General features: G+C 62.8%; 24 protein-coding genes and 2 riboswitches. Of the genes, 15 read left to right on the forward strand and 9 right to left on the reverse strand.

The window, feature by feature from the left end:
• Positions 1-72: 72 nt before the first annotated feature.
• The 5 genes from cobM to fabF all read right to left on the reverse strand — a co-directional run bounded on the left by cobM (position 73) and on the right by fabF (position 3,808).
• Entirely contained in the window at positions 73-819 is a 747-nt protein-coding gene (gene cobM / locus HX807_RS21725; protein WP_102605651.1) for a precorrin-4 C(11)-methyltransferase, read from the reverse strand.
• An 83-nt stretch (positions 820-902) separates the two neighbouring features.
• Positions 903-1,295: a cobalamin biosynthesis protein gene (locus HX807_RS21730; RefSeq protein WP_003217881.1), complete on the reverse strand. Its 393-nt coding sequence runs from the start codon at positions 1,293-1,295 to the stop codon at positions 903-905.
• Complete coding sequence (locus HX807_RS21735; RefSeq protein WP_087694356.1) at positions 1,292-1,990, reverse strand: CbtA family protein; 699 nt, start codon at positions 1,988-1,990, stop codon at positions 1,292-1,294. The genes HX807_RS21730 and HX807_RS21735 overlap by 4 nt, the downstream gene beginning before the upstream one ends.
• 11 nt (positions 1,991-2,001) lie before the next feature.
• Entirely contained in the window at positions 2,002-2,190 is a 189-nt protein-coding gene (locus tag HX807_RS21740; protein ID WP_003217883.1) for a CbtB-domain containing protein, read from the reverse strand.
• A gap of 96 nt (positions 2,191-2,286) precedes the next feature.
• Positions 2,287-2,503: riboswitch (cobalamin riboswitch) on the reverse strand.
• A gap of 36 nt (positions 2,504-2,539) precedes the next feature.
• The gene (fabF, locus tag HX807_RS21745) at positions 2,540-3,808 is read right to left on the reverse strand and encodes a beta-ketoacyl-ACP synthase II (RefSeq protein WP_177051002.1); all 1,269 of its coding nucleotides are present in this window, start codon (positions 3,806-3,808) and stop codon (positions 2,540-2,542) included.
• 113 nt (positions 3,809-3,921) lie between these two features.
• On the opposite strand from fabF, the gene HX807_RS21750 reads away from it, so the two are divergent.
• From HX807_RS21750 to HX807_RS21770, 5 genes are all read left to right on the forward strand, one after another.
• Entirely contained in the window at positions 3,922-4,440 is a 519-nt protein-coding gene (locus tag HX807_RS21750) for a helix-turn-helix domain-containing protein (RefSeq protein WP_177051004.1), read from the forward strand.
• A riboswitch (cobalamin riboswitch) is annotated at positions 4,437-4,639 on the forward strand. (Overlaps the previous gene by 4 nt.)
• A gap of 92 nt (positions 4,640-4,731) precedes the next feature.
• On the forward strand, positions 4,732-5,793 hold the full coding sequence (cobW, locus tag HX807_RS21755) for a cobalamin biosynthesis protein CobW (RefSeq protein WP_003217887.1): 1,062 nt from the start codon (positions 4,732-4,734) through the stop codon (positions 5,791-5,793).
• Positions 5,794-5,796: 3 nt separating this feature from the next.
• The gene (cobN, locus tag HX807_RS21760; protein WP_177051006.1) at positions 5,797-9,570 is read left to right on the forward strand and encodes a cobaltochelatase subunit CobN; all 3,774 of its coding nucleotides are present in this window, start codon (positions 5,797-5,799) and stop codon (positions 9,568-9,570) included.
• Positions 9,570-10,568, forward strand: a complete 999-nt coding sequence (locus HX807_RS21765) for an ATP-binding protein (RefSeq protein ID WP_008431987.1) — start codon at positions 9,570-9,572, stop codon at positions 10,566-10,568. Before cobN ends, HX807_RS21765 begins: the two co-directional genes overlap by 1 nt.
• 53 nt (positions 10,569-10,621) lie before the next feature.
• Positions 10,622-11,224 carry a VWA domain-containing protein gene (locus HX807_RS21770; RefSeq protein WP_177051036.1) on the forward strand — a complete coding sequence of 201 codons (603 nt, stop codon included), beginning with the start codon at positions 10,622-10,624 and terminating at the stop codon, positions 11,222-11,224.
• On the opposite strand, the gene HX807_RS21775 is transcribed toward HX807_RS21770, so the two are convergent.
• Positions 11,181-12,167: a DUF1853 family protein gene (locus HX807_RS21775; protein ID WP_008431991.1), complete on the reverse strand. Its 987-nt coding sequence runs from the start codon at positions 12,165-12,167 to the stop codon at positions 11,181-11,183. The genes HX807_RS21770 and HX807_RS21775 overlap by 44 nt on opposite strands.
• A gap of 143 nt (positions 12,168-12,310) precedes the next feature.
• Here HX807_RS21775 and HX807_RS21780 point away from each other — a divergent pair, with 143 nt between their 5' ends.
• Genes HX807_RS21780 through pepN form a run of 6 tightly spaced genes read left to right on the forward strand, consistent with a single transcriptional unit; the run spans position 12,311 to position 18,818 of the window.
• On the forward strand, positions 12,311-13,201 hold the full coding sequence (locus HX807_RS21780; RefSeq protein WP_003217892.1) for an NAD(+) kinase: 891 nt from the start codon (positions 12,311-12,313) through the stop codon (positions 13,199-13,201).
• The gene (locus tag HX807_RS21785) at positions 13,198-14,172 is read left to right on the forward strand and encodes a metallophosphoesterase (protein WP_161635726.1); all 975 of its coding nucleotides are present in this window, start codon (positions 13,198-13,200) and stop codon (positions 14,170-14,172) included. Before HX807_RS21780 ends, HX807_RS21785 begins: the two co-directional genes overlap by 4 nt.
• Positions 14,169-15,044 carry a rhomboid family intramembrane serine protease gene (locus tag HX807_RS21790; protein ID WP_008431996.1) on the forward strand — a complete coding sequence of 292 codons (876 nt, stop codon included), beginning with the start codon at positions 14,169-14,171 and terminating at the stop codon, positions 15,042-15,044. The genes HX807_RS21785 and HX807_RS21790 overlap by 4 nt, the downstream gene beginning before the upstream one ends.
• A 15-nt stretch (positions 15,045-15,059) precedes the next feature.
• Positions 15,060-15,320 carry a YeaC family protein gene (locus HX807_RS21795; protein WP_003217900.1) on the forward strand — a complete coding sequence of 87 codons (261 nt, stop codon included), beginning with the start codon at positions 15,060-15,062 and terminating at the stop codon, positions 15,318-15,320.
• Positions 15,317-16,147, forward strand: a complete 831-nt coding sequence (locus HX807_RS21800) for a DUF2797 domain-containing protein (protein ID WP_003217902.1) — start codon at positions 15,317-15,319, stop codon at positions 16,145-16,147. The genes HX807_RS21795 and HX807_RS21800 overlap by 4 nt, the downstream gene beginning before the upstream one ends.
• Positions 16,148-16,160: 13 nt before the next feature.
• Positions 16,161-18,818 (forward strand): aminopeptidase N, encoded by a 2,658-nt coding sequence (gene pepN, locus HX807_RS21805; RefSeq protein WP_177051008.1) that lies wholly within the window; start codon positions 16,161-16,163, stop codon positions 18,816-18,818.
• A 121-nt stretch (positions 18,819-18,939) separates the two neighbouring features.
• Here pepN and HX807_RS21810 read toward each other — a convergent pair whose 3' ends face one another.
• A complete protein-coding gene (locus HX807_RS21810; protein WP_177051010.1) occupies positions 18,940-19,995 on the reverse strand; it encodes an aldo/keto reductase in 1,056 nt (351 codons plus the stop codon).
• Positions 19,996-20,177: 182 nt separating this feature from the next.
• On the opposite strand from HX807_RS21810, the gene HX807_RS21815 reads away from it, so the two are divergent.
• The 4 genes from HX807_RS21815 to HX807_RS21830 all read left to right on the forward strand — a co-directional run bounded on the left by HX807_RS21815 (position 20,178) and on the right by HX807_RS21830 (position 23,027).
• On the forward strand, positions 20,178-20,894 hold the full coding sequence (locus HX807_RS21815) for a YafY family protein (RefSeq protein ID WP_032898885.1): 717 nt from the start codon (positions 20,178-20,180) through the stop codon (positions 20,892-20,894).
• Between the two features lie 52 nt (positions 20,895-20,946).
• Complete coding sequence (locus tag HX807_RS21820; protein WP_008432007.1) at positions 20,947-21,288, forward strand: nuclear transport factor 2 family protein; 342 nt, start codon at positions 20,947-20,949, stop codon at positions 21,286-21,288.
• Positions 21,289-21,310: 22 nt separating this feature from the next.
• Positions 21,311-22,444, forward strand: a complete 1,134-nt coding sequence (gene zapE / locus HX807_RS21825) for a cell division protein ZapE (protein WP_177037255.1) — start codon at positions 21,311-21,313, stop codon at positions 22,442-22,444.
• Positions 22,445-22,535: 91 nt separating this feature from the next.
• Complete coding sequence (locus tag HX807_RS21830) at positions 22,536-23,027, forward strand: GNAT family N-acetyltransferase (RefSeq protein WP_177051012.1); 492 nt, start codon at positions 22,536-22,538, stop codon at positions 23,025-23,027.
• Between the two features lie 100 nt (positions 23,028-23,127).
• Here the strand turns inward: HX807_RS21830 and HX807_RS21835 are convergent, their stop codons facing one another.
• Both HX807_RS21835 and HX807_RS21840 read right to left on the reverse strand, forming a co-directional pair.
• Complete coding sequence (locus HX807_RS21835) at positions 23,128-23,343, reverse strand: hypothetical protein (protein ID WP_177051014.1); 216 nt, start codon at positions 23,341-23,343, stop codon at positions 23,128-23,130.
• Between the two features lie 150 nt (positions 23,344-23,493).
• Entirely contained in the window at positions 23,494-25,743 is a 2,250-nt protein-coding gene (locus HX807_RS21840) for a TonB-dependent siderophore receptor (RefSeq protein ID WP_177051016.1), read from the reverse strand.
• Positions 25,744-25,849: the final 106 nt, after the last annotated feature.

The raw sequence follows: 25,849 nt of genomic DNA on the forward strand, positions 1-25,849 counted from the left end.
CTGTAAGAGCGGAACCAATAGTCGCCGTTACCTAAATAACGGATATGTACACCATCACCACCGCCACCACCCTCAGGGCCGATACAAATGCGCATGCCCCGCACGATACAACGACGACTCACCAAAACTGTCACTGGCCAAAACCCGACCCACCAGAATCAACGCCGTACGCCGAAACCCCTTGGCTGCCACCTTCCCGGCAATATCCGCCAGCGTACCAATGGCCCAATCCTGATCCGGCCAGGTCGCCCGATGCACCACCGCAATCGGACAATCCTCCCCATAGTGAGGCACCAACTCAGCCACGATCTTTTCCAGATGATTCACCCCCAGGTGAATCGCCATGGTCGTCCCATGCTGCGCCAGGCTACTGAACACCTCACCCTCAGGCATCGCCGTCTTATCCGCATACCGCGTCAAAATCACACTCTGTGCAATGTCCGGCAACGTCAGCTCAGCCTCTAACAATGCCGCACAAGCCGCCACCGCCGTCACTCCGGGAATGATCTGAAACCCAATCCCAAGCTCCCGCAACAGCCGAATCTGCTCCCCAATCGCCCCGTACAAACTCGGATCCCCGGAATGCACCCGCGCCACATCCTGGCCTTTCTCATGGGCCGTCTTGATCAGCTCGATGATCTGCTCCAGATGCAACTCGGCACTGTTGACCACCAGCTCAGCCTGATGCCCCTCAAGCACCGCCGCCGGTACCAGCGAGCCGGCATAGATAATCACCGGGCAACTGCGAATCAGCCGCTGCCCCTTGACCGTGATCAATTCCGGATCGCCTGGGCCTGCGCCGATGAAAAAGACAGTCATGGATTCATTCCTGTGAAAAAAAGCACGCGAGCAGCCCTCCAGATGAAGATTGCTCATGATCAAAGCTGACGATTATCGGGAATTCAGCCGGCGCAAGCCAATGCAAAGGTGGCCTGGGCGGTTTTTTTGCGGGTGATCAGCAGGGTGGCAGGGCTTTGAGACAGCTGTTCTGCCAGGGCCAGGGCGGCACTTTCAGCAATGCCGTAGCAGCCGGTATGAGCAAAAACCGTCTCGGACTTATGGCTCAGTCGATCTTCATAGGGCGCCAATTGCTCCGCACTGAAAAATACCAACGGCAAATCCAGAACCTGAGCCAGTGCGAGCAACCCCGGCTCATCCCGCTTGCGATCAAGACTGGCCAACGCAGTGATGCGCTGACGCTCAATGCCACCCTCGGCGAGGGCGGCGTTGAACAGTTCACGCAGGATGTCGACAGAACAACCCCGCTGACACCCCAGGCCAACCGCCAGGATCATGCCGAATACTGACCATCACGGTTACGGCGAAACAGCCAGGCACTGATCAAGCCCAGCGCCAGCCAGAAGGCAACGTTGGTCAACTGCGAGGCGATCTTGAATTGAGCTTCCAGAGCCTCCGGCGCCAGCATCGAGTGGACTTCCGGCTGTGGTGCGCCAATCACATGGGGCACAGCCAGGATCGCCACGCCCAGGATTTTCAGCAGCCAGTTACGACCGAACACGATCAGCGCGATACCGGCAGCGGTAGAGGCGGCAGTGCCGATCCACCAGATTTGCCGTTGCGCCAGGTCTGCCGCCGCAGTCCCCGGCAATTCAGGCGGCAAGCCCAGGGTCGGCGCCAACACAAAGGTGGCGTAACCGGCCAGGCCCCATAGCAGGCCTTGGGCCGTACGGGTCGGTGCACGCAGGGTGTACAGGCCGGCAAGCATCAGGGCAAAACCTACGGCGACCACCAGGTTGCCGCCCGTAGTCGACAGCACACGCTGCCAGCCATCTTCCGGCTCCCAGGCTTCAGCGTCGTGGGTGTGGGCCGTGGCATCGGCATGTTCATGCACTTCGGTCGCGGCCGGGGCGTTTTCGAAGGTTTCCGCCTGCAGGATCAGCGGGGCAACCCAGAAGCTTTGCAGCAAGGTCAGCAGCAGGGCGGCCAGGAGGCCGGTGAAACCTGCGGTTTGGGCAATACGCTTGATCATGTCGGCAGGTCTCAGTGGCACGGGAACGCAGCGCTGTGGCGGGTATCGTGGGCGGCGTTGTGCACCGCTTCGATGTGCGAGAAACCGGCGAAATACACCAGGCACGCGCCGAGGATCGACGCGCCGATGGCGGCAGTCAGGCGTTGGCTCAGGGTGGCGGTGGTGCTGGCGGTAGAGGCGGTGCTGCTGATGATCGACATGGCGCGTCCCTTCAGGGTTTCAGGGTGACACGAGCGCATGAAAACCCCGCGAGCCAGGCACGCAGGGTTCTGAACAGCGCCCGCCCACCGCGGGTTTGTTATCTGATTTTTTCGGGCCGGTCTCCGGGCTTGCGAGGGGCCTGGGCCTTGAAAGCATCACCTTCCCATGCCGTAGAGGCACAGTGGTTTTGATGCTTCACTCGCTTACCGTTGCGGGGGCAGCACCGGACTCGTCACGCCCTTGAGTAAAGGAACATGACTCACCGGTTTCCCGTTTCACCCTGTGAAGGGCACCCGAAACAAGATGTGTAGGAGAGCATGGGCGGGCGATGGGCGTCAAATCGCCGGGTTATTGCCAGCGTTTGAACAGCACGCTGGCATTCACGCCGCCGAATCCAAACCCATTGGAAATCGCGTATTCAATCGGCAACGACCGGGCTTGGCCTCGGACCATATCCAGCCCATCGGCAGCGGGGTCCGGGTTATCCAGGTTGAGGGTCGCCGGGGCAATCTGGTCGCGCAGGGCGAGCACGGTGAAGATCGCCTCGATCCCGCCCGCTGCGCCCAGTAAGTGGCCAGTCGCCGACTTCGTTGCGCTGATAGCCACACTGGAATCGGCTCCGAACAGCGTATTGATCGCTGCCAGTTCGCCGTTGTCGCCTACGGGGGTCGACGTGGCATGGGCGTTCAAGTGCTGGATCTGTGCGGCGCTGATTCCGGCCTGCGCGATCGCCAATTCCATTGCCCTGCGTGCACCCGAGCCATCTTCCGGGCCCGAGGTCATGTGATAGGCGTCGGCGCTGGTGCCGTAGCCCACCAGCTCTGCGATAGGCGTCGCCCCACGAGCCAATGCATGCTCCAGTTCCTCGATCACCAACAGTCCGGCACCTTCGCCCATCACAAACCCGTCGCGGCCTTGATCAAACGGGCGGGAAGCCAATGCCGGCGTGTCGTTGTAATCGCTGGACAGCGCACGCGCCGCAGCAAAACCGCCGAGGCTGACCCGGTGGATGCAGGCTTCGGCGCCGCCACACACGGCGATGTCGATTTCGCCGGCACGGATCATTCGCGCAGCATCACCAATCGCCTGTACGCCGGCGGCGCAGGCAGTGACGGGGGAGCCCAGCGGACCTTTCAGTTGATGCTGGATCGACACGTGCCCGGCCGCCATGTTGCCGAGGAATGACGGGATCGTGAACGGCGACAGGCGGCGAGGCCCTTTGCTGTCAGCCGTACGAACGGCCTCGGCAATCGCGGGAAAACCACCCACGCCGGAGGCGATGATTGTCGCGGTACGTTCCTGCTGCGATGGCGTCTGCGGACTCCAGCCTGCCTGGGCCAGGGCCTCTTGCGCGGCGGCCAGGGCAAACACGATGAACCGGTCCATCTTGCGTTGTTCCTTGGCCGGGATGACAGTGTCCGGGTCAAAGCCGGCTTCAGGGTCCTGGATGCGGTCCAACACTTGGCCGCCGATGCTGATTGCCAGGTCGCCGATCAATGCCTCGGGTAGCCTGCGAATCCCGGATTCACCGGCCAGCAGGCGCTTCCAGGTCTGTTCCACGCCGGTTGCCAGCGGTGTCACTGCACCCATGCCGGTCACAACAATTCGCTTACTCATGATCGCTTAGCTCCGCAAATTTCAGGTTGGTAGCAATGCATGGACGAAACTATCATTATGAAAGTAACATCCGATAGCTGAAATTTCCGTAGCCGCCCCACAGAGGAACTGCAATGCAACGTAAGTCGCTGGTGAATGCCGAATGCCCGGTAGCCCGTGGAGTGGAACGGGTAGGCGAGTGGTGGAGCATCCTGATCATGCGCGACGCGCTGCAAGGTTTGCGGCGTTTTGATGAGTTTTCCCAGAGCCTGGGGATCGCTCCGAACATGCTCACCCGCCGGCTCAACAGCCTGGTCGAGGCGGGGCTGCTGGAGCGCCGGCAATACAGCGAGCGGCCGCCCCGTTTCGAGTACGTACCGACGCCGGTTGGCGAGGATTTCCGGGTGGTGATCATGGCGTTCGTCGGCTGGGGCAACCGCCATTTCGCCAACGAAGGTGAAAGCCTGCAATTGGTCGACCGGAAAACCCGGCGCCCGGTGGAAGTGGCGGTGGTGGACGCCGACGGTGCACGCGTGTCCGTCGAGCAATGCAGCGTCCAGGCCGGGCCGGCGGCGAGCGAAGGCATGCTGGAGCGCCTGGCGCTGCTTAGTGCCAAACGCTCGGACATTGACCCGTCCCCGCGCACTGCGTAGCCTTGCACCTTCGAGGTTCTTCGGCCCAGGCCGAAGCTAAGAAGGGAACGCGGTCAATGCCGCGGCTGCCCCCGCAACTGTAAAGGGTTTGTCTGACTGCCACGCCACTGCCTGAACAAGGCGGGAAGGCGCAGCCAGCGCCGGCATCACCGCCGGCAAGCCCCAAGCCAGGAGACCTGCCTCGCAACCGATTTTCTACTTCAACCGGGCGGGGTGATCCGGTGGCGAATTCTGCTTCTGCGCACCCGCGCAGGGCCACTCGTCCCGTATGCCCGCCCCAAAGGGCATCCGATGAAAACACTGGCCAAACTCCCCGTCACCATCGTTACCGGCTTCCTCGGCTCGGGCAAGACCACCTTGCTGCGCCACATGCTGGATAACGCCCAGGGGCGCCGTATCGCGGTGATCGTCAACGAGTTCGGCGAGCTGGGCATTGACGGTGAAATCCTCAAGCAATGCTCCATCGGCTGTACCGAAGAAGAGGCGAACGGCCGCGTCTACGAATTGGCCAATGGCTGCCTGTGCTGCACGGTCCAGGAAGAGTTCTTCCCGGTGATGCGCGAACTGGTGGCCCGTCGCGGCGACCTCGACCATATCCTCATCGAAACCTCGGGCCTGGCCCTGCCAAAACCCTTGGTCCAGGCGTTCCAGTGGCCGGAAATCCGCAGCGCCTGCACCGTTGACGCCGTGATCACCGTGGTCGACAGCCCAGCCGTGGCCGCCGGCACGTTCGCCGCCTTCCCGGACCAGGTTGACGCCCAGCGCAAGCTCGACCCGAACCTGGACCACGAATCCCCCCTGCACGAGCTGTTCGCCGACCAACTGGCCAGCGCCGACCTGGTGATCCTCAACAAGTCCGACCTGATCAGCCCTGAAGACCTGGCCCGTGTGCGCCTGGAAGTGGCAGAAGAACTGCCGCCGGCGGTAAAAATCATCGAAGCCAGCAGCGGTCGCCTGCCGCTGGACGTATTGATCGGCCTGGGCGCGGGCTCGGAAGAACACATCGATGGCCGCCACAGCCATCACGATCATCACCACGAAGGTGAAGACGACCACGACCACGATGCCTTCGACTCCATCTCCATCGAACTGCCCCAGGCCGACGAAAGCCTGCTGCTGGACGCCCTGACCCAACTGGTGGTCAAGCACGGCATCCTGCGGGTCAAGGGCTTCGCGGCGATCCCGAACAAACCGATGCGCCTGCTGATCCAGGGCGTGGGCACGCGTTTCGACAAGCACTTCGACCGCGCCTGGCGCGCCGATGAGCCGCGCGCCACGCACCTGGTGCTGATCGGCCAGGAACTCGACGCCGCCTTGCTCGAAGCGCAACTGCGCGCTGCCCTCAGCGTTTAAACCATGCATCTGCTCAGGACCCAGCCCGGCGGTTTCGTTTCGGATGACAACATCGCCGACCTTGGGCAAACCCCCGCCGAGCTGGTGATCCTGTGCAGCGGTGATTCCAGCCTGGCGCTGCTGGCCGAAGCGGCCCAGCAGTTGCCCGAGGATTACCCGAGCCTGCGCCTGGCCAACCCGATGCAGGTGCAGAACCATGCTTCGGTCGACCTGTATGTGGATGAGGTGCTGCGCCACGCCAAGGTCATCCTGATTTCGCTGCACGGCGGCATCGGTTATTGGCGCTACGGTATCGAGCGCCTAATGGAGTTGGCCGAGCGCGGCGTGCAGCTGATCCTGGTGCCGGGGGATGATCGCCCGGACCCGGAACTCAGTGGCCTCAGCACCGTGGGCGCCGAGGAACGTGACCGGCTCTGGCACTTCCTGCGCCAGGGTGGTTTGGGGAATGCGCTGGATTTCTATCGTTGCCTGGCCGCCGGCTACCTTGGCCGCGATTACGCCTGGAGCGAGCCGCAAACCCTGCCGCGCACGGCGATTTATCATCCGCATAAAGCCAATGCCCGTCTCAACGATTGGCAGGCTGACTGGCAAGCTGATTTTCCCGTGGCGGCGGTGCTGTTCTACCGCTCCCATTTGCAGGCGGCCAACACCGGCTTTATTGATGTTTTTTGCCAGCGCTTGCAGGCCGCGGGTCTCAACCCGCTGCCGATGGCGGTGGCCAGTTTGAAAGAGCCCGGCTGCCTGACCGTGGTCGAGGATTTACTGGACGAGGTGCACGCCTCGGTGATTCTGAACACCACCGGTTTTGCCCAGTCCAGCCCCGAAGCTCCGCACCTGCGGCCGTTTCGCCGCAATATCCCGGTGATCCAGGCGATTTGCGCCCAGGACAACGAGCCCGGCTGGCAGGCCAGCGAGCAAGGCCTCGGCCCACGTGACCTGGCGATGCACATCGCGTTGCCGGAACTGGACGGGCGCATCATCAGCCGGCCCATCAGCTTCAAGGACCTGGCCTGGCGCAGCGAGCGCAGCCAGTCGGATGTGGTGTGCTATCGCGCACAGCCGGAGCGCATGGACTTTGTCGCCGAACTGGCGCGGCGCTGGGTCGAACTGGCGCGGGTGCCGAATGGCGAAAAGCGTATCGCGCTGATCCTCGCCAACTACCCGACCCGGGACGGACGTATCGGCAACGGCGTGGGTCTCGACACCCCAGCCGCCGCGCTGAATATCCTGCGGGCACTGAAAATCCAAGGTTATCCGCTGCCGGACGAGCTGCCGGAAAGTGGAACGGCACTGATCCAGGCGCTCTTGGGCGGCGTCAGCAACGACCTGGACAGCCTCGACTTGCGTCCGTGTCATCAGAGCCTGGCGCTGGATGACTACGAGGCGATGTTCAACCGCTTGCCCGAGTCCAATCGCCAGGCCGTGTTGGCACGCTGGGGTACACCTCATAGCGATCCGATGTTCCGCGACGGGCGCATGATGATCGCGGGCCTGCGTTTGGGCCTGACCTTCGTCGGCATCCAGCCGGCCCGGGGTTACCAGGTGGACGCGAGTGCGGTCTATCACGACCCGGACCTGGTGCCGCCCCATGGCTACCTGGCGTTCTACTTCTGGTTGCGCCACACCTACGGCGCCCACGGCGTGATCCACGTTGGCAAGCACGGCAACCTGGAATGGCTGCCGGGCAAGGGCGTCGGGCTTTCCGAGAACTGCTGGCCCGACGCACTACTGGGGCCGCTGCCGAATATCTACCCGTTTATCGTCAATGACCCGGGCGAGGGCGCCCAGGCCAAGCGCCGCACCCAGGCCGTGATCATCGACCACCTGATGCCGCCGCTGACCCGCGCCGAAACCTACGGGCCGCTGCGCGACCTGGAGTTGCTGGCCGACGAGTATTACGAGGCACAACTGCTCGACCCACGGCGTGCCCGCGAGCTGCAAAAGGACATCCTCAAGCTGGTGCGCGAAACCCGCATCGACCAGGAACTGGCCCTGGACGAAAACCTCGACAGCGACGCCGATGCGGCGATCTGGCTGCCGCGCCTGGACACCTACCTGTGTGACTTGAAGGAGTCGCAGATTCGCGATGGCCTGCACATTTTCGGCGAGTCACCCGAGGGCCGCTTGCGCATCGACACCTTGCTGGCGTTGTTGCGTATTCCGCGTGGCGATGGGCGGGGGCCGCAATCGAGCCTGCTGCGGGTATTGGCCAAGGCCTTCGACCTGGGCTTCGATCCGCTGGACTGCGCCCTGGCCGAGCCGTGGACGGGGCGCCGGCCAGTGGTGTTGCAGAAGATCGACACGCAGTTGTGGCGCACTGCCGGCGACACCCGTGAACGCCTGGAGCTGTATGCCGCGCGCTTGATCGAGCAGGCGCTGGAAGGTGCCGTGGAGCAGCTTGAAGAGCCCGGCTGGGAAGACGTCAAGGCGGTGATCGAGAGCTTGCGCATCGTCGTCGCGCCACGCCTGGATGCCTGCGGCCCGGCGGAAATGCGCGGGTTGCTGGATGCCTTGAGCGGGCGCTTCGTCCCGGCCGGGCCCAGCGGCGCGCCGAGCCGGGGCCGTCTGGACGTGTTGCCTACCGGTCGTAACTTTTTCTCGGTGGATGTGCGCAACCTGCCCACCACCACTGCCTGGCGCATCGGCTTCCAGTCGGCGAACCTGATTCTTGAGCGTCACCTGCAGGATCATGGCGACCACTTGCGCCAGCTCGGCCTGTCGGTGTGGGGCACCGCCACCATGCGCACCGGTGGCGACGATATCGCCCAGGCCATGGCGCTGATGGGCGTGCGCCCGGTGTGGGCCACCGGCAGCCAGCGGGTGGATGACTTTGAAATCCTGCCGATCAGTCTGCTGGACCGGCCACGGGTGGATGTGACCTTGCGCGTGTCGGGGTTCTTCCGTGATGCATTCGCCAACCTGATCCGCCTGTTCGATGCGGCGGTGCAAGCCGTGGCTGCGCTGGACGAACCGGATGACCTGAACCCGCTGGCCGCCAAGGTGCGCAGTGAGCGCGAGGCCTTGCGCCTGTTGGGCCTGGACGAGGACGCGGCGGCGAAGCAGGCTGGTTGGCGGATCTTCGGTGCCAAGCCCGGTGCCTATGGTGCCGGCGTGCAGGGCGCGATTGATGGGCGCTTGTGGCAGAGCCGCGAAGACCTGGCCGAGGTTTACCTGAACTGGGGCGGCTACGCCTATGGCGGCTCCGACGAAGGCACCGCCGCCCGCGAACAGTTTGCCCAGCGTTTGAGCCAGGTGCAGGCGGTGTTGCAGAACCAGGACAACCGCGAGCATGACCTGCTCGACTCCAATGATTACTACCAATTCCAGGGCGGCATGCTCGCCGCCGTGGAAACCCTGAGCGGCGACAAGGCTGCCAGCTATCATGGTGACCACAGTCAGCCGGACCTGCCGAAGATCCGCACGTTGAAGGAAGAGTTGAACCGGGTGATTCGTGCCCGTGCGGCCAACCCGAAGTGGATCGAAGGGGTGAAGCGCCACGGCTACAAAGGCGCGTTCGAGATGGCGGCCACCGTGGATAATCTGTTCGCGTTCGACGCTACGACGGCGTTGATCGACGATCATCAATATGCATTGCTGGCGGATGCCTACTTGCTGGACCCGGGCACCCGCGCCTTTGTGCAGCAGCACAACCCGGATGCCCTGCGGGACATGACCGAACGCATGCTCGAAGCCCAGCAACGCGGCATGTGGCAGGAGCCTGGGGCGTACCGCGAGGCGTTGGAAAACCTGTTGTTGGATATAGAAGAAGGCAGTTGATGACCGACATTCCACATTTCCCGCTGTCCGCCGTGGTCGGCGCCGACGACCTGAAACTGGCCCTGTGCCTGACCGCCATCGACCCGAAAATCGGCGGTGTGCTGATCGAAGGCCCGCGGGGCATGGCCAAGTCCACCCTGGCCCGTGGCCTGGCGGACCTGCTCGCCAGCGGCCAGTTCGTCACGCTGCCGTTGGGCGCCACCGAGGAGCGGCTGGTGGGCACACTCGATCTGGACGCGGCACTCAGTGAGGGCCGCGCACAGTTTTCCCCCGGCGTGCTGGCCAAGGCCGACGGCGGCGTGCTCTATGTCGATGAAGTCAACCTGCTGCCCGACCACCTGGTGGACCTGCTGCTGGACGTGGCCGCCAGCGGCACCAACCTGATCGAGCGCGACGGGATTTCCCACCGGCATTCGGCGCGTTTTGTACTGATCGGCACCATGAACCCGGAAGAGGGCGAGCTGCGCCCGCAATTGCTCGACCGGTTTGGTTTCAACGTGGCGCTGAGCGGGCACACCCAGCCGGCCGAACGCGGGCAGATCATCCGTCGCCGCCTGGATTTCGACAGCGACCCTCAGGGTTTCTGCGGGCAATGGGCCGACCGGCAGGCCGCGTTGCGTGAGCGCTGCACCCGGGCCCGCGCATTGCTGGATAGCATCCCGTTGGATGACCAGGCGCTGGCGCAGATTACCGAGCGCTGCTTTGCCGCTGGGGTCGATGGCTTGCGCGCCGACCTGGTCTGGCTGCGTGGCGCACGTGCCCATGCGGCCTGGCGGGGCGCGACGGCTATCAGCGAAGAAGATATCGAAGCGGTCGCGGAATTTGCCCTGCGCCATCGTCGTCAGGAGCAATCCCCGCCTGCAACGCCGCCCGCTGGCGGTCAATCACCCAAGCCCAATGATGCACCTGAAGGCCAGGGCCAATGGGGCGACATGCCCGCACCCGCCTTGCCGATAGGTGCTCGCCGTGATGTGCCCACCTGGCCAAAAAAGCCCTAGGCATTCGCCCCAAACCTGACGCGGGGGCGGATGCACGGCCCAAGGCGGGTCGACTGAACAAGGGCCGGCGAGGCCAGGCGCGCAGCGCGGCCGAAGGTTCGATCAACTGGCCGGGTACCTTGCTCGGCGGGCGGCCGCAACGCCGCGAAGATTTGCTGTATCAACTGCGTAGCCGTACGCCCCATGAACTGTGGCTGGTGATTGTCGATGCTTCGGCGTCCACCCGGCGGCATCAGGCGCTTAGCGATGCCAAGGGATTACTGGCCCAACTGTTCGACGATGCCTATCGACAGCGGGCGCGCATGGCGTTGCTCACCGCGAGCGGGCAATCGCCAAAGTGGCAGGAGCAGGGATTAAAGGCGGCAAAAGGGCTGGGTCATTGGCTTGATGGCCTCGGCGCAGGCGGTGGCACGCCATTGTTGGCAGCGCTGAACGAAGCGGGGCACTGGTTGGCGGCTCGTCGCAAGCGTTACCCGGTGGAGCGGCAGCGGTTGCTGGTGATCACCGATGGGCGGCTGAAGGATGTGGCGGGTTTGCCGCCGCTGGACTGCCCGGGCTTGCTGGTGGACATCGAGCGCGGCCCGATTCGGTTGGGCCGTTCAAAGCAGCTGGCTATGGGGTTACAGATTGACTATCGGCATATCGATAACCTGTAAGCGCCGGCACGTTCGGCCAAAGATCCGCCACCAGAAACAACCGTTCGGCTTCTTCCCATTCGCCTTCGCTGTTTTCCACCAGGCGCACCAGCAACTGCGCGGGCGCCATGGGGTCCAGTTCGGTCAGCCAGTGCTGCATCCGGGCCGCGTCCCAGGCTTCGTCCGCCGGGTAGTGCGCCGGCGCCAGCCATGCGTGGCGGGGCAGCGGTTGCCAGCGTCCTGCCGGGCTTTGCTCGATAAACCTCGACCAATCGCGCTGATGCAGCCAGCGGCCATTCAGGTGTTGGGGATGCGCGCCCTGGGGGGCCTGCGCCATGCCCGGCCATGGGTAGAGCAGATACCCGCCCAGCCACAGATGGGCATCAAAAGCCTGGATATCGAGCGCGGCCAGGACTTCGCGGCTCTCCGGCCGGGCGGAAATCGGCAGTTGGTGCTGGGCCAGGTGCGCCAGCTTGCGGTCGAGCCGGTCATGACAGCCGGGGCCGAGCCATTGCGCGGTGTCCCGGCCATTACCGTCCTGGGGCCCGAGGTAGAGTTTGATCGCCAGTTCCAGATGATGCACACCGTCACGGTCGCGCAGCAGCATGTCCAGCTCGCCCAGGGTATGCCCGGCCTGGCGGATCGGCAGGTTGGCCGCCAGCAGCTCCACGCCCGGCGCATGCTGCACGGCGAATTGCCACAGCCGTTCGTAATACAACCCCAGCCGGCGGGTGCGTGCCTGGCTCAGCCAATGCAGCAAGGCACTGCTGTCCTGGTCCAGCTGGCGCAGCCACTGCTCCAGCAAATGCGGGGCCTGCACCCAGTCGCTGCCGGTCAGCGGGTGGCGTTGTGGCCACGGCGTTTGCGCGAGCATCGGCGGGGCGAGCATCACCCACGCGAGATCGCGCACCTCGGGGTGACGCAGTTGGCGGGGCAGGTGCTGCAAATCAGGGAACAGAGTCATGGTCCGAGCATAGCCTTTTACAGCCGGGAAGGGGGCTGAGAACCGTTGTCGTCTGGGGTTTGCGGCGACAAAGGATTTTGTGTAACGCCGGCTTTCGCCCATAATCGTTCTTTTTTGCAGAACCCGAACCCCGCAGGAGCCCCATGGAGCAATTTCGCAATATCGGCATTATCGGTCGCCTGGGCAGTACTCAGGTGCTGGACACCGTCCGCCGACTGAAAAAGTTTCTGCTCGAGCGCCACCTGCACGTGATCCTCGAAGACACCATCGCTGAAATCCTCCCGGGCCATGGCCTGCAGACCTCGTCGCGCAAGATGCTCGGTGAAGTCTGCGACATGGTGATCGTGGTAGGCGGCGACGGCAGCCTGTTGGGCGCCGCCCGGGCGCTGGCGCGGCATAACGTGCCGGTGCTGGGGATCAACCGTGGAAGCCTGGGGTTCCTCACCGATATTCGCCCCGACGAGCTGGAAGTCGAAGTGGCCAAGGTGCTGGACGGCCATTACCTGGTGGAAAACCGCTTCCTGCTGCAAGCCGAAGTGCGCCGCCACGGCGAAGCCATCGGCCAGGGCGACGCCCTCAACGATGTGGTGCTGCACCCCGGCAAGTCGACGCGGATGATCGAGTTCGAGTTGTACATCGACGGCCAGTTCGTGTGCAGCCAGAAGGCCGACGGCCTGATCGTCGCCACGCCGACCGGGTCCACGGCCTACGCGCTGTCGGCCGGTGGGCCGATCATGCATCCCAAGCTGGATGCCATTGTGATCGTGCCGATGTATCCCCATATGTTGTCCAGCAGGCCTATCGTGGTCGATGGCAACAGTGAGCTGAAAATCGTGGTGTCAAAAGACATGCAGATCTACCCGCAAGTCTCCTGCGACGGGCAGAACCATTTCACCTGCGCCCCCGGTGACACCATCACCGTGAGCAAAAAGGCACAGAAGTTGCGGTTGATCCACCCGCTGGACCACAACTACTACGAAGTGTGCCGGACCAAGCTGGGCTGGGGCAGCCGCTTGGGGGGTGGAGGCGACTGATGCTCGATCCCGCGCGTAGCTACGACCTGATTGGTGACGTGCACGGTTGCGCTCATACCCTTGAGCACTTGCTCGACCGGTTGGGTTACCACAAGCAGGGCGGCACCTGGCGCCATCCCTCGCGAATGGCCGTGTTCCTCGGCGATATCATCGACCGTGGCCCGCGCATTCGCGAGGCGCTGCATATCGTCCACGACATGACCGAGGCCGGCCAGGCGCTGTGCATCATGGGCAACCATGAGTTCAACGCGCTGGGCTGGAGCACGCCCGCCGCCCCAGGCAGCGGCAAGCAGTTTGTGCGCGAGCACACGCCACGCCACGCGCGGTTGATCCACGAGACCCTGACCCAGTTCGAACAGCACCCGGCAGACTGGCACGATTTCCTCGGCTGGTTCTATGACATGCCGCTGTTTGTCGACGCCGGGCGATTCCGCGTAGTGCACGCTTGCTGGGACAACGGCTTTATCGAGCCCCTGCGCGCGCATTTCCCGGACGGCTGCATCGACGAACACTTCCTGCAAGCCGCCGCCGTGCCCGGCAGTTTCGCCAGCAATGCCTTCGACCGCCTGTTGCGCGGCACCGACATGCGCCTGCCGGACGGCCTGACCCTGACCGGCGGCGACGGCCTGACGCGTTCGTTCTTCCGCACCAAGTTCTGGGAAGACGACCCGAAAACCTACGGCGACATCGTGTTCCAGCCCGATGCGCTGCCGGAACCGGTGGCCGCCACGCCGCTGTCGTCCACTGAAAAGAATTCCCTGCTGCGCTACGGCGTCGACGAGCCATTGCTGTTCGTCGGCCACTACTGGCGCAGCGGCAAACCGGCGCCGATCCGCCCGAACCTGGCCTGCCTGGACTACAGCGCGGTGCTGTACGGCAAGCTGGTGGCGTACCGGCTGGATCAGGAAACCCGCCTGGACCCGCGTAAATTTGTTTGGGTCGATGTCGAGCGCCCTGAGGTTATTTCATGAGTACCGTTGCTGTATTACGCCTGCCGCTGGCGGTGGATTTGAGTGGTTTCGTCAAGCTTCTGCAACGCATGCAAGTGCCCCATCGCGTCAGCGAAGAAGCCGGGGAGCAGGTGCTGTGGGTGCCTGACTCCATCAGTGAAGACGTGAAGGTCCTGTACCAGCGCTTTCCGGCCGGTGACCCGGACCAGCAACTGGACATTCCCGAGCAGGCGACGTCGACCAGGCGTCCCGGGTTTGCCCAGCAGCTTCGCCACAGCCCGGTGACCGCGTTGGTGTTGCTGCTGAGCATCATCGTCGGCGCCGTTACGTTGCTGGGGGATAACCTGCAAGCCATGAGCTGGCTGACCTTCCTGCCGTTCAGCGTGGCAGGCGAGTACATCCGTTTCACGCCATTGACCGACAGCCTGGCGTCGGGACAGTGGTGGCGCCTGGTCACGCCGATGTTGATCCACTTCGGCATCCTGCACCTGGCCATGAACGGCATGTGGTACTGGGAACTGGGGCGACGCATCGAGTTGCGCCAGGGCAGCATCAACCTGCTGGGCCTGACCCTGCTGTTCAGCCTGGTGTCGAACTACGCTCAATACTATTTTGGTGGTCCCGGCCTGTTTGGCGGGTTGTCCGGCGTGCTGTATGGCTTGCTCGGGCATTGCTGGATCTATCAGTGGGTGTCGCCGAATCCGGTGTATCGCCTGCCTCGCGGGGTGTTGGTGATGATGCTGGTGTGGCTGGTGCTGTGCCTGTCGGGCCTGGTCTCGATGATCGGCTTCGGCGAAATCGCCAACGCGGCCCACGTGGGTGGCCTGGTGATGGGTTGCCTGACCGGTTTGTTGGGTGGCTTGTACAGCCGCCGCAAAATGTCTCCTATTTAGTTAAGGAAGAGTCTTATGTCCTCTTTTGTCGAAATGATCGAAAACATCACCCCGGACATCTACGAGAGCCTCAAGCTCGCCGTGGAAATCGGCAAATGGTCCGATGGCCGCAAGCTCACCGCCGAGCAGCGTGAACTGTCGTTGCAGGCGGTGATCGCCTGGGAACTGCAGAACCTGCCGGAAGACCAGCGCACCGGCTACATGGGCCCGCAGGAATGCGCCTCCAAGTCGGCGCCGGTGCCGAACATCCTGTTCAAGTCGGATGCCATCCATTGATTGAGATTGGCCGTGGTGCAGTCAGCAAGATGTCGGCGCAGTTGGGTGAGCCGACCGTTCAATACGCGTTTCGCCTGGGCGACACCGAGGTGCCGGTCAATCCATTGATCGGCACTACCGTGCGCCTGGAATACCTCGGTGCGATCCATTGCACCCATTGCGGTCGCAAGACCAAGACCAGTTTCAGCCAGGGTTACTGCTACCCGTGCATGACCAAACTGGCCCAGTGCGACCTGTGCATCATGAGCCCCGAGCGCTGCCATTACGACGCCGGCACCTGCCGCGATCCGGCCTGGGGTGAAAAATTCTGCATGACCGACCACGTGGTGTACCTGGCGAACTCGTCGGGGATCAAGGTCGGCATCACCCGCGCCAGCCAGCTGCCGACCCGCTGGCTCGACCAGGGCGCCAGCCAGGCGCTGCCGATCATGCGCGTTGCCACGCGCCAGCAGTCGGGCTTCGTCGAAGACCTGTTCCGCAGCCAGGTGGCCGACAAGACCAACTGGCGCGCGCTGCTCAAGGGCGATGCCCAGGCCGTCGACCTTGCGCAGGTGCGCGACGAACTGTTCGCCAGCTGTGCCGAAGGCATGCTCGGTTTGCAGGAACGCTTTGGCCTGCAGGCCATCCAACCGGTGACCGACATCGAACCGATCGAAATCCGCTACCCGATCGAGCAGTATCCGACCAAAATCGTCAGCTTCAACCTGGACAAGAACCCGATTGCCGAAGGCACGCTGATGGGGATCAAGGGCCAATACCTGATCTTCGATACCGGCGTGATCAATATTCGTAAATACACGGCCTACCAGCTCGCCGTGCATCAGTAGAAGGACGACAGACATGCGCACCGAACAGCCGAAGATGATTTACCTGAAGGACTATCAGGCGCCGGATTACCTGATCGACGAGACGCACCTGACCTTCGAGTTGTTCGAGGACCATAGCCTGGTCCACGCGCAGCTGGTGATGCGCCGCAACCCCGAGCGCGGCGCCGGCTTGCCGCCGCTGGTGCTGGACGGGCAGCAGCTGGAGCTGCTGTCGGTGAACCTGGCCGACCAGGAACTGACCGACGCCGACTACCAGTTGAGCGACAGCCACCTGACCGTGCACCCCACCAGCGCGACCTTCACCCTCGACACCACGGTGAAGATCCACCCGGAAACCAATACCGCCCTGGAAGGCCTGTACAAATCCGGCGGCATGTTCTGCACCCAGTGCGAGGCCGAGGGTTTCCGCAAGATCACCTATTACCTCGACCGTCCGGACGTGATGAGCGTGTTCACCACCACGGTGATCGCCGAGCAACACAGCTACCCGGTGTTGCTGTCCAACGGCAACCCGATTGCTTCCGGCCCTGGCGAAGACGGCCGGCACTGGGCGACCTGGGAAGATCCGTTCAAGAAGCCGGCGTACCTGTTTGCACTGGTGGCCGGTGATTTGTGGTGTGTCGAAGACACCTTCACCACCATGACCGAACGCACCGTGGCGCTGCGTATCTATGTCGAGCCGGAAAACATCGACAAGTGCCAGCACGCCATGAACAGCCTGAAGAAATCCATGCGCTGGGACGAGGAAGTCTATGGCCGTGAGTACGACCTCGACATCTTCATGATCGTCGCGGTCAACGACTTCAACATGGGCGCCATGGAAAACAAGGGCCTCAACATCTTCAACTCCAGCGCCGTGCTGGCTCGTGCCGAAACCGCCACCGACGCCGCGCACCAGCGAGTCGAGGCGATCGTTGCCCACGAATACTTCCACAACTGGTCGGGCAACCGCGTGACTTGCCGCGACTGGTTCCAGCTGTCGCTGAAGGAAGGCTTCACGGTGTTCCGTGATTCGCAGTTCTCTGCCGACATGAACTCGGCCACCGTCAAGCGCATCCAGGACGTGGCTTATCTGCGCACTCACCAGTTCGCCGAAGATGCCGGTCCCATGGCCCACGCGGTACGTCCGGACGGCTTTATCGAGATCTCCAACTTCTACACCCTGACCGTGTACGAAAAGGGCTCGGAAGTCGTCCGTATGATCCAAACCTTGCTCGGCGCCGAAGGGTTCCGCAAAGGCAGCGACCTGTACTTCGAACGCCACGACGGCCAGGCTGTGACCTGCGATGACTTCATCAAGGCCATGGAAGACGCCAACGGCGCTGACCTGACCCAGTTCAAGCGCTGGTACAGCCAGGCAGGTACGCCACGCCTGGCGGTGAGCGAGTCCTACGACGCGGTGGCTAAAACCTACAGCCTGACCTTCCGTCAAAGCTGCCCGGAAACCCCGGACAAGGTGGAAAAACTGCCGTTCGTGATTCCGGTTGAGCTGGGCCTGCTGGACGGGAAGGGCGCGGGCATCGCCTTGCGCCTGGCCGGTGAAACCGCTGCCGGCGCCACGTCCCGCGTGATCTCGGTGACCGAAGCCGAACAGACCTTCACCTTTGTCGACATCGCCGAGCACCCGCTGCCGTCGCTGCTGCGTGGCTTCTCGGCGCCGGTGAAGCTGAGCTTCCCGTATAACCGCGACCAACTGATGTTCCTGATGCAGCACGACAGCGATGGCTTCAATCGCTGGGACGCCGGCCAGCAGCTGTCGGTGCAGGTGTTGCAGGAGCTGATCGCCCAACATCAGCAGGGCAAGGCGCTGGTGCTGGATCAACGCCTGGTCACTGCACTGCGCAGCGTATTGAGCGACGAAAGCCTGGACCAGGCGATGGTCGCCGAGATGCTCTCGCTGCCGAGCGAAGCCTACCTGACCGAAATCAGCGAAGTGGCGGATGTCGACGCCATCCACGCGGCCCGCGAGTTTGCTCGCAAGCAGTTGGCCGACAACCTGTTCGAGGGCCTGTGGCTGCGTTACCAGGCCAATCGCGACCTGTCGAAGAAAACCCCGTACGTGGCCGAGGCGGAACACTTTGCCCGTCGCGCCTTGCAGAACATTGCGCTGTCGTACCTGATGCTCAGCGGCAAGCCGGAAGTGCTGGCGGCGACCCTTGAACAGTTCGACGCGTGCGACAACATGACCGAGCGCCTGACGGCCCTGGCGGTGCTGGTCAACTCGCCGTTCGAAGAAGAGAAAGCCAAGGCGCTGGCGGTGTTTGCCGAGAACTTCAAGGACAACCCGCTGGTCATGGACCAGTGGTTCAGCGTGCAGGCGGGCAATGGTTTGCCGGGCGCGCTGGAGCGGGTCAAGACGTTGATGCAGCACCCTGCGTTCAACATCAAGAACCCGAACAAGGTGCGGGCACTGGTGGGCGCGTTTGCCGGGCAGAACCTGATCAACTTCCACGCGGCGGATGGTTCGGGCTATCGGTTCCTGGCGGACCTGGTGATCCAGTTGAATGGCTTCAACCCCCAGATTGCTTCGCGGCAATTGGCGCCGTTGACCCGCTGGCGCAAGTACGACAGCGCGCGGCAGGCGCTGATGAAAGGCGAGCTGGAGCGGATTCGCGCTTCGGGCGAGCTGTCCAGCGATGTGTTTGAAGTGGTGAGCAAAAGCCTCGCTTAACTGAGGCTGAGTACTGCATCTGTGGCGAGGGAGCTTGCTCCCGCTGGAGTGCGCAGCGCTCCCAAGATTTTGGGGCCGCTACGCAGCCCAGCGGGAGCAAGCTCCCTCGCCACAACGGGTCTTAGATAACCGGCGGCCAGCGCAGGTCTTGGGCATCATCGTCCGTATAGCGCGGAAAGCGCTCCGCGATCATCTCGTGGGGCACGCCCAGCGGTATCGCGCTGGCAGTGTCCAGGCGGTCCACTTGCTCAGCCGAGAGTTGCACACTCAACGCACCCAGGGTGCCGTCCAGTTGTTCGCGGGTACGCGGCCCCAGGATCGGGATCAGCGCGGTGGTAGAACGACGGGCCTTTTCCCGCAGCCAGGCGATGGCGATGTGAGTCGGCGTGGCGTCCAGTTCACCGGCAACCGCCAGCAGGGTGTCGAGCACTGCGGTTTCCCGTGCGCTTTTTTCAGCGTGGACCAAAATGCCCAGCTTGCTGGCGCGGGTATCGTCCTGGCTGTTGCGGTACTTCCCGGTCAGAAAACCACCCCCCAGCGGTGACCATAAAGTCGCGGCCAGGCCCAGGGCCTCGGCCATGGGCAGCAGCTCGCGGTCAGCGGTGCGTTCGGCCAGGCTGTATTCGGTCTGGATCGCTACCAGGGGTGCAAAGCCGCGCACTTCAGCGAGCAGGTCGGCGCGGGCAATGCGCCAGGCGGGGAAGTTGGACAGCCCGGCGTAGTGGATCTTGCCGGCACGCACCAGGTCATCAAACCCCCGCAGGATCTCTTCCATCGGCGTGACGTTGTCGCTGATATGCGCCCAGAACAGGTCGATGTGGTCGGTGTTCAAGCGTTTCAGGCTTTCTTCGACGGCGCGCACCATGTTCTTGCGGTTGTTGCCAAGCTTGAGGGTGCCTTCGTCTTGAGGCTGGGTGCGCAGGGTGTATTTGCTGGCGATCACCAAGCGGTCGCGTTCCGAGGCAATGAACTCGCCGAGCAGCACTTCCGATTGGCCGAACTGGTAGCCGTTGGCAGTATCGAGGAAGTTTCCGCCGGCCTCCAGATAGCCGTCGTAGATTCGCTTGGACTCTTCGCGCTCGGCGCCGTGGCCCCAGCCTGTGCCGAAATTGGCGGTACCCAGGGCCAGCTCTGAAACCCGCAGGCCGCTGCGACGGCCAAAGACTTTATTGCGCATACCGAAACTCCTGACGCTGTGGTTGGTTTAAATGTTTCGCAACATCTATTAAATATGATGCGAGTCATATATTTCGTCAAGGAGCTTTTTTGGCGGCTGAAGGGAAGGGTGCCTGCTCCTGACACTTTCTGACGGAGGCGTCTGCTAAGCTGCGCCACCTTTCTTTTTCGAGCATGATCAACGTGTCGCGTACCAGTCGTCTGTTGACCTTGTTGCAAGTCCTGCGGGGCAAAAAGCGCCCGGTGACGGCCGCCGTGCTGGCGGCAGAACTGGAGATTTCCGAGCGCACGCTGTACCGCGATATCGCCGAATTGACCGCGTTGGGCGCGCCGATCTACGGCGAGGCGGGCGTGGGCTATGTGCTGCGTGCGGGCCTGTTCCTGCCGCCGCTGATGCTCAATGCCGACGAGACCGAAGCCATCGTGCTGGGCTTGCGGTATGTCGACCAGCGCGGTGATGACGTACTGAGCCAGGCGGCGGCCAATGCGCTTGCAAAGATCGCCGACGTGCTTGACCCGGCTGCCCAGGAAGCCTTGCGCAATCCGACGGTGTTGCCGGGCCCGCCAGGCTTCGGCTACCCGGAAAATCGCGTGCCGTTGAATGTGTTCCGCGAGGCCATTCGCGGCCAGGCCAAGCTGCACATCGACTACGCCGATGCTAGCCAGACCGCCAGCCAGCGCCTGATCTGGCCCCTGGCCCTGGGCTTTCTCAACGAAGTGCGGGTGATCGTCGCGTGGTGTGAATTGCGTGGGGCCTATCGCACCTTCCGCACCGACCGAGTGGCCGCCGCGCGCCTGCAAGGTGAACGGTATCCGGGGCGCCGCAGCGATTGGTTGCGGGGCTGGCGCAAGCTGATGGAACAGAACGAATCCGGGCCGTTCACTCCTGACAAGAACTGACACAACGCTGCTTTAGGATGGCTCCATAAATCACTAAAAAGGAGCTGTCACCATGTCCCAACCCACCCCTGAACTGGCCCCGGCTATTGCAACCTACATTGCTGCGGCGAATGCCGGCGACACCTCGCTGGTGGCCGACTGTTTCGCCGAAGATGCCAACGTGTTCGACGAAGGCGAGCACCGGGTCGGTACCGCCGCCATCGCCCGCTGGATGGAAGACACGGGGCGTCGTTACCAGCCCAGGGTCCAGGTGCTGAATGTGCAGCACCGCACGGGCAAGGTGCTGGTCAGCAACCTGATCACCGGCAGCTTTCCCGGCAGCCCGCTGGAGCTGCGCTATACCTTCCGCCTCAATGAACACGGCAAGATTGCCCGATTGGATATTTCCCTGTAGCCGTCATGGCATACTGCCGGGCATGACTTTCGACTCGCCACTTGCCGCCTATCAGCACGCCATCACCGAACAGGGTTTTGTCCCCGACGACGCCCAGCGCGAGGCGGTGCAAGCCCTGCAGGACTGCCATCAGGCCTTGCACCACGGCCATGGGCCCATCACCGGGGTGTACCTGTGGGGCCCGGTCGGCCGGGGCAAGACCTGGCTGATGGACCAGTTCTACCAAAGCCTGGGAGTGCCAGCGCGGCGCCAGCATTTTCATCACTTCATGGGCTGGGTGCACCAACGTTCATTCCAGCTCACGGGCACCCACGATCCCTTGCAGGCCCTGGCCCGCGAACTGAGCCGGGAAGTGCGGGTGCTGTGTTTCGATGAGTTGTTCGTCAACGACATTGGTGACGCCATTATCCTCGGACGGCTGTTCCAGGTGATGTTCGAGGAAGGCGTGGTGATGGTCTGCACGTCCAACCAGCCACCGGACCAGCTGTACGCCGACGGTTTCAACCGGGATCGTTTCCTGCCGGGAATCGAAGCGATCAAACAGCATATGCGAGTGGTGGCAGTCGATGGCGGGGAAGATCATCGTCTGCACCCGGGCACCGCACTGCAGCGTTACTGGGTCGACCAGCCCGACGCGTTGGCCGAGGTGTTTCGCCAGTTGAGCGCCGGGCAGGCAGTGAGCAGCGCCCCGGTTGCGGTCGGCTACCGCTCCATCGTGGCAGTGCAGTCCAGTGAAACCGTGCTGTGGTGTTGCTACGCCGACCTGTGTGAGCAGCCGTTGGCGGCGATGGATTTCATGCTGCTGTGTGATCGGTTCAAGGCCATTTTGCTCGGCGAGGTGCCCAACCTCAGCGCGCAAAAGCGCCCGGGACGAATCGCTCGTGGCACCGAAGACGCTGCCGAACGGGTGGACGCCGGGGACCGGGAACTGCCGGAACTGTCGGTGCATGACGACAGCGTCCGGCGTTTCATCGCGCTGGTGGACGAGTGCTACGACCGCAAGGTGCCGCTGTACATCGAGGCCCGGGTGCCGCTGGAAAGCCTCTACACCGAGGGTTACCTGGAGTTTCCATTCCGCCGCACCCTGAGCCGCCTGCAGGAGATGCAACTGGCACGGTTTGGCGAGCCTGGCGCGCTTTCACGCGGGCAAATGTAGTTAATCTCCTTCATCTAATGCCTGCACCGCGCTTACAATCGAGCCCTTTTATGGGGACCGAGTCCCTGTCGCACCGTCAACGAGGAAGGAAATGGACAGCGCAGACATCCTGGTGCTGCAAGCCAGCTACACCAATCCGGTACACGCCGAGGCCATTGGCCTGGTGCTCAATCATTACGCCGAAGACCCCATGGGCGGTGGCCACAGCCTGCCGGCCGACCGCTTGCAGCAACTGCCGGCAGAGCTGGCCAAGCGTACCCACGCGTTCAGTGTGCTGGCCTTTGTCGGCGGTACGCCGGCCGGCCTGGTGAACTGCTTTGAAGGGTTTTCCACCTTTGCCTGCCGCCCGCTGGTCAACGTGCACGACGTGGTGGTGATGGATCAATTCCGTGGCCTGGGGCTGAGTCAGAAGATGCTGCAAAAGGTCGAGGAAATTGCTCGCCAGCGCGGTTGCTGCAAGATCACCCTCGAGGTGCTTGAAGGCAACGCCGTGGCGCAGTCGGCGTATCGAAAGTTTGGGTTTGATGATTCGGTATTTGATCCGCAACATGGCCGGATGTTGTTCTGGAGCAAGCCGCTTTAATTAATGTTTATTTAATTAAAAGGCAAAAAAAAGGCGCCAGCGAGTGGCGCCAAATTGACCTTGGCTATCAGAGCGGAATAGCACAGGTATTGCGGGTAAATCAGCTGTTCGGTGTGTTGGTAGTTTGGTCGGCCGTTGCCGGATTTTCGGTCTTGCCGTCAGCCATTGCGGTTTGCTGGGCAGCACCGTGAGTCTGTTCCTGAACGAAGGTGAAGTTGTTGTAGAACTCCTTCGAACGCTCTGATCCGCCTTCTGCAAAGGCGGCTACGGAAGTCATGGTCATCAGGCCGGCAAGGATAACAGTCGAAAATTTCATGGCAGTGTCTCAGTAAGTGTGTTGGGTCCGCGCGTTGTCATCAGCGGCGGGATGGGGAGACTGTGGGCCAATGATATTAAGTAAGGGTTAACCTCGCGCTGACTGAAAGTTAACGATTTCGTTAACTTCCAATCTTTAGCAGCGATGAATTCAGAGCTTCCAGTCCAGTGCGACGCTGATAGAGCGCGGGTCTCCCCAATACACGCCGTTATAGAAGCCGACGCGCTCGTAATATTTTTTATCAAATAGGTTGTTGATATTAAGTGACGCCGACAAGTGGTCATCGAACTCATAGCGCGACATCAGGTTGACCACGGTATAGGCCTGCTGGGTGATCCGGGTGCGCTCCCTGATCAGGGCTCCATTGGTGTCCCGGCCAACCGGGCGATAGGCGAAGTCGTAGAAGTCGCTTTGCCAATTCACCGCGCCGCCGACCGTCAGCGCGTGCCATTCGCCGGGCAGGCGGTAGGCCGTGGACACGCGCAGCAGGTTCAGCGGCAGGTGGGTGTTATTGCGCTGCTTGTCCCCGTTCAGGGAGTGGGTGTAGGTGTATCCGGCGGTCAGGTTCCAGTCGGGGCGCACCTCTCCGGACACCTCTACCTCGAAACCCTGAACCTTGTTGCCTTTGCCGCCGGATGTGAAGAACTGCTCACCGGTCTCCGGATCCGGTGGGGTCAAACTGTCCAGTTCCGCGACGTTGTCCTGTTTGCTCCAGAAGTACGCGGCCGCCAGGTTCAGGCGCTCTTCCAGCAGGCTGCCCTTGATGCCCACTTCATAGTTGCTGCCTACCACCGGCTCCAGGTATTGCTTGCTGGCGGTGCGTTCTTCCTGCGGGTTGAAGATATCGGTGTAGCTGGCGTAGACGGTGTACTCCGGGGTCAGGTCGTAGAGCAGGCCGGCGTAGGGTGTCCACATGTCGTGGTGGGTCTGGCTGGATTTTGACGTACCGAGGAACTGGTCAGTGTCCCTGTTGTAGTTGTAGGTGGTGCTCTCGATCTCCCAGCTGCCGTAGCGGCTGCCCAATACCGCATGCAGGCGATCGGTCAGGCTCAGGCGGGTGGCCAGGTAGCCGGCCTTTTGGCGGGTGCTGCCTTGTTCGCCCTTGAGGCCGGTGTTGGTGTCGGGGAATTTGCCGATCCCGCCCATGTGTTTCCAATCGTCGATGCTGGTGTAGTCCTTCGGCACCGTACCGCTGCGCAGGTGTGGCGAAGCGTCACGCTGCTCGGACTCGCCGTAACCCACCATCAATTCGTGCTCACGACCCAGCAGGGCATAGGTCCCGGACAGGTTCAAGTCGACCACGTCCATTTTCGAGGTGCCGAGCATGTGGCTGGTCCAGGCGGTCATGCCGCTGCGGTCGGCATTCGGGAAGCCTGAGCCGCCGTAATAGACCTTGCCGTCGGTGTCGCTTTCACGGTGGGTATAGGCGGCCTTCAGGTGCCAGTCACCCGCCAGGCGGTGGTCGAGGGTAGCGAAGGTGGTTTCATCTTTCAGCGGCCAGGAACTCCAGTGGGCCGCGATGTTGGCGGAGCGGGGCAGCCTGGCTTTGCTGCCGTCGCTGTTCCAGTAGGGCAAGGTGCCCCAAGCGGTGCCCTGCACATGCTTGTTCTGGTAATCGAAGCCCACCGCCAGCACCGTGTCGTCGGTCAGGTCGCCTTCGAGGATGCCGTAGCCGACTTCCCGTTGCAGCGCGTAGTTGTCGCGGTAGGACTGGGTGTCACGGTAGGCGAGAACCGTGCGGCCGCGCAGGCGCCCGTCAAATGCCAGGGGGCCGCCAACGTCCAGGTAGCTGTAGTAATTGTCGTGGGAGCCGCCACTGACGCCTGTCTTGGCCTGCCACTGTGCGGTCGGGCGTTTGCGCACCATGTTGACCGTGGCCGAGGGGTCGCCGGCGCCGGTGGTCAGGCCGGTGGCGCCGCGGACCACTTCGACCCGGTCGTAGATGATGGTGTCGGCATCGGACTTCATGCGGCCGAAGGTGTTGAGCATGCCGTCAATCTGGAAGTTGGTGATGCCGTAGCCGCGCGAGGAATAGCCGACCCGGTCGGAGTCCAGGTGCTGCACCACCACGCCGGTGGTCTGGCGCATCACTTCGGTCAGGGTGTTGAGGTTGAAGTCGTCCATCTGCTGGCGGGTGATCACCGAGACTGACTGCGGGGTTTCCTTGATGGACAGGTTCAACCGGGTGGCGGTGCCCATTGAGCCTGTGGTGTAGGCACCGGTGTGTTCGGTGTTGGCGCCAAGGCCTTCGGCGGTGATGCTGGTGCTGCCCAGTTCCAGGGCTTTGGCCGGCGCTTGGGATTCCTGGTCGGGGTCGTTTTCGGCCAGCAGGTCCGGGCTCAGCACCACGCTGAAGAGGCCCAGGGTCAAGGTCATGGAACGGGTAATAGGCGCGAACATCGCGGCGAACTCCTTGTCGTCTATGAAAAATGCCATTGGCTCAAAGACGAAAGGAGGCGGAGAACTTTAGCGCTAAACGAGAATAATTATTATCTTTGCGCTGCAG

Origin of the sequence: Pseudomonas sp. D8002, from assembly GCF_013385695.1 — a bacterium.
Taxonomy (GTDB): Bacteria; Pseudomonadota; Gammaproteobacteria; order Pseudomonadales; family Pseudomonadaceae; genus Aquipseudomonas.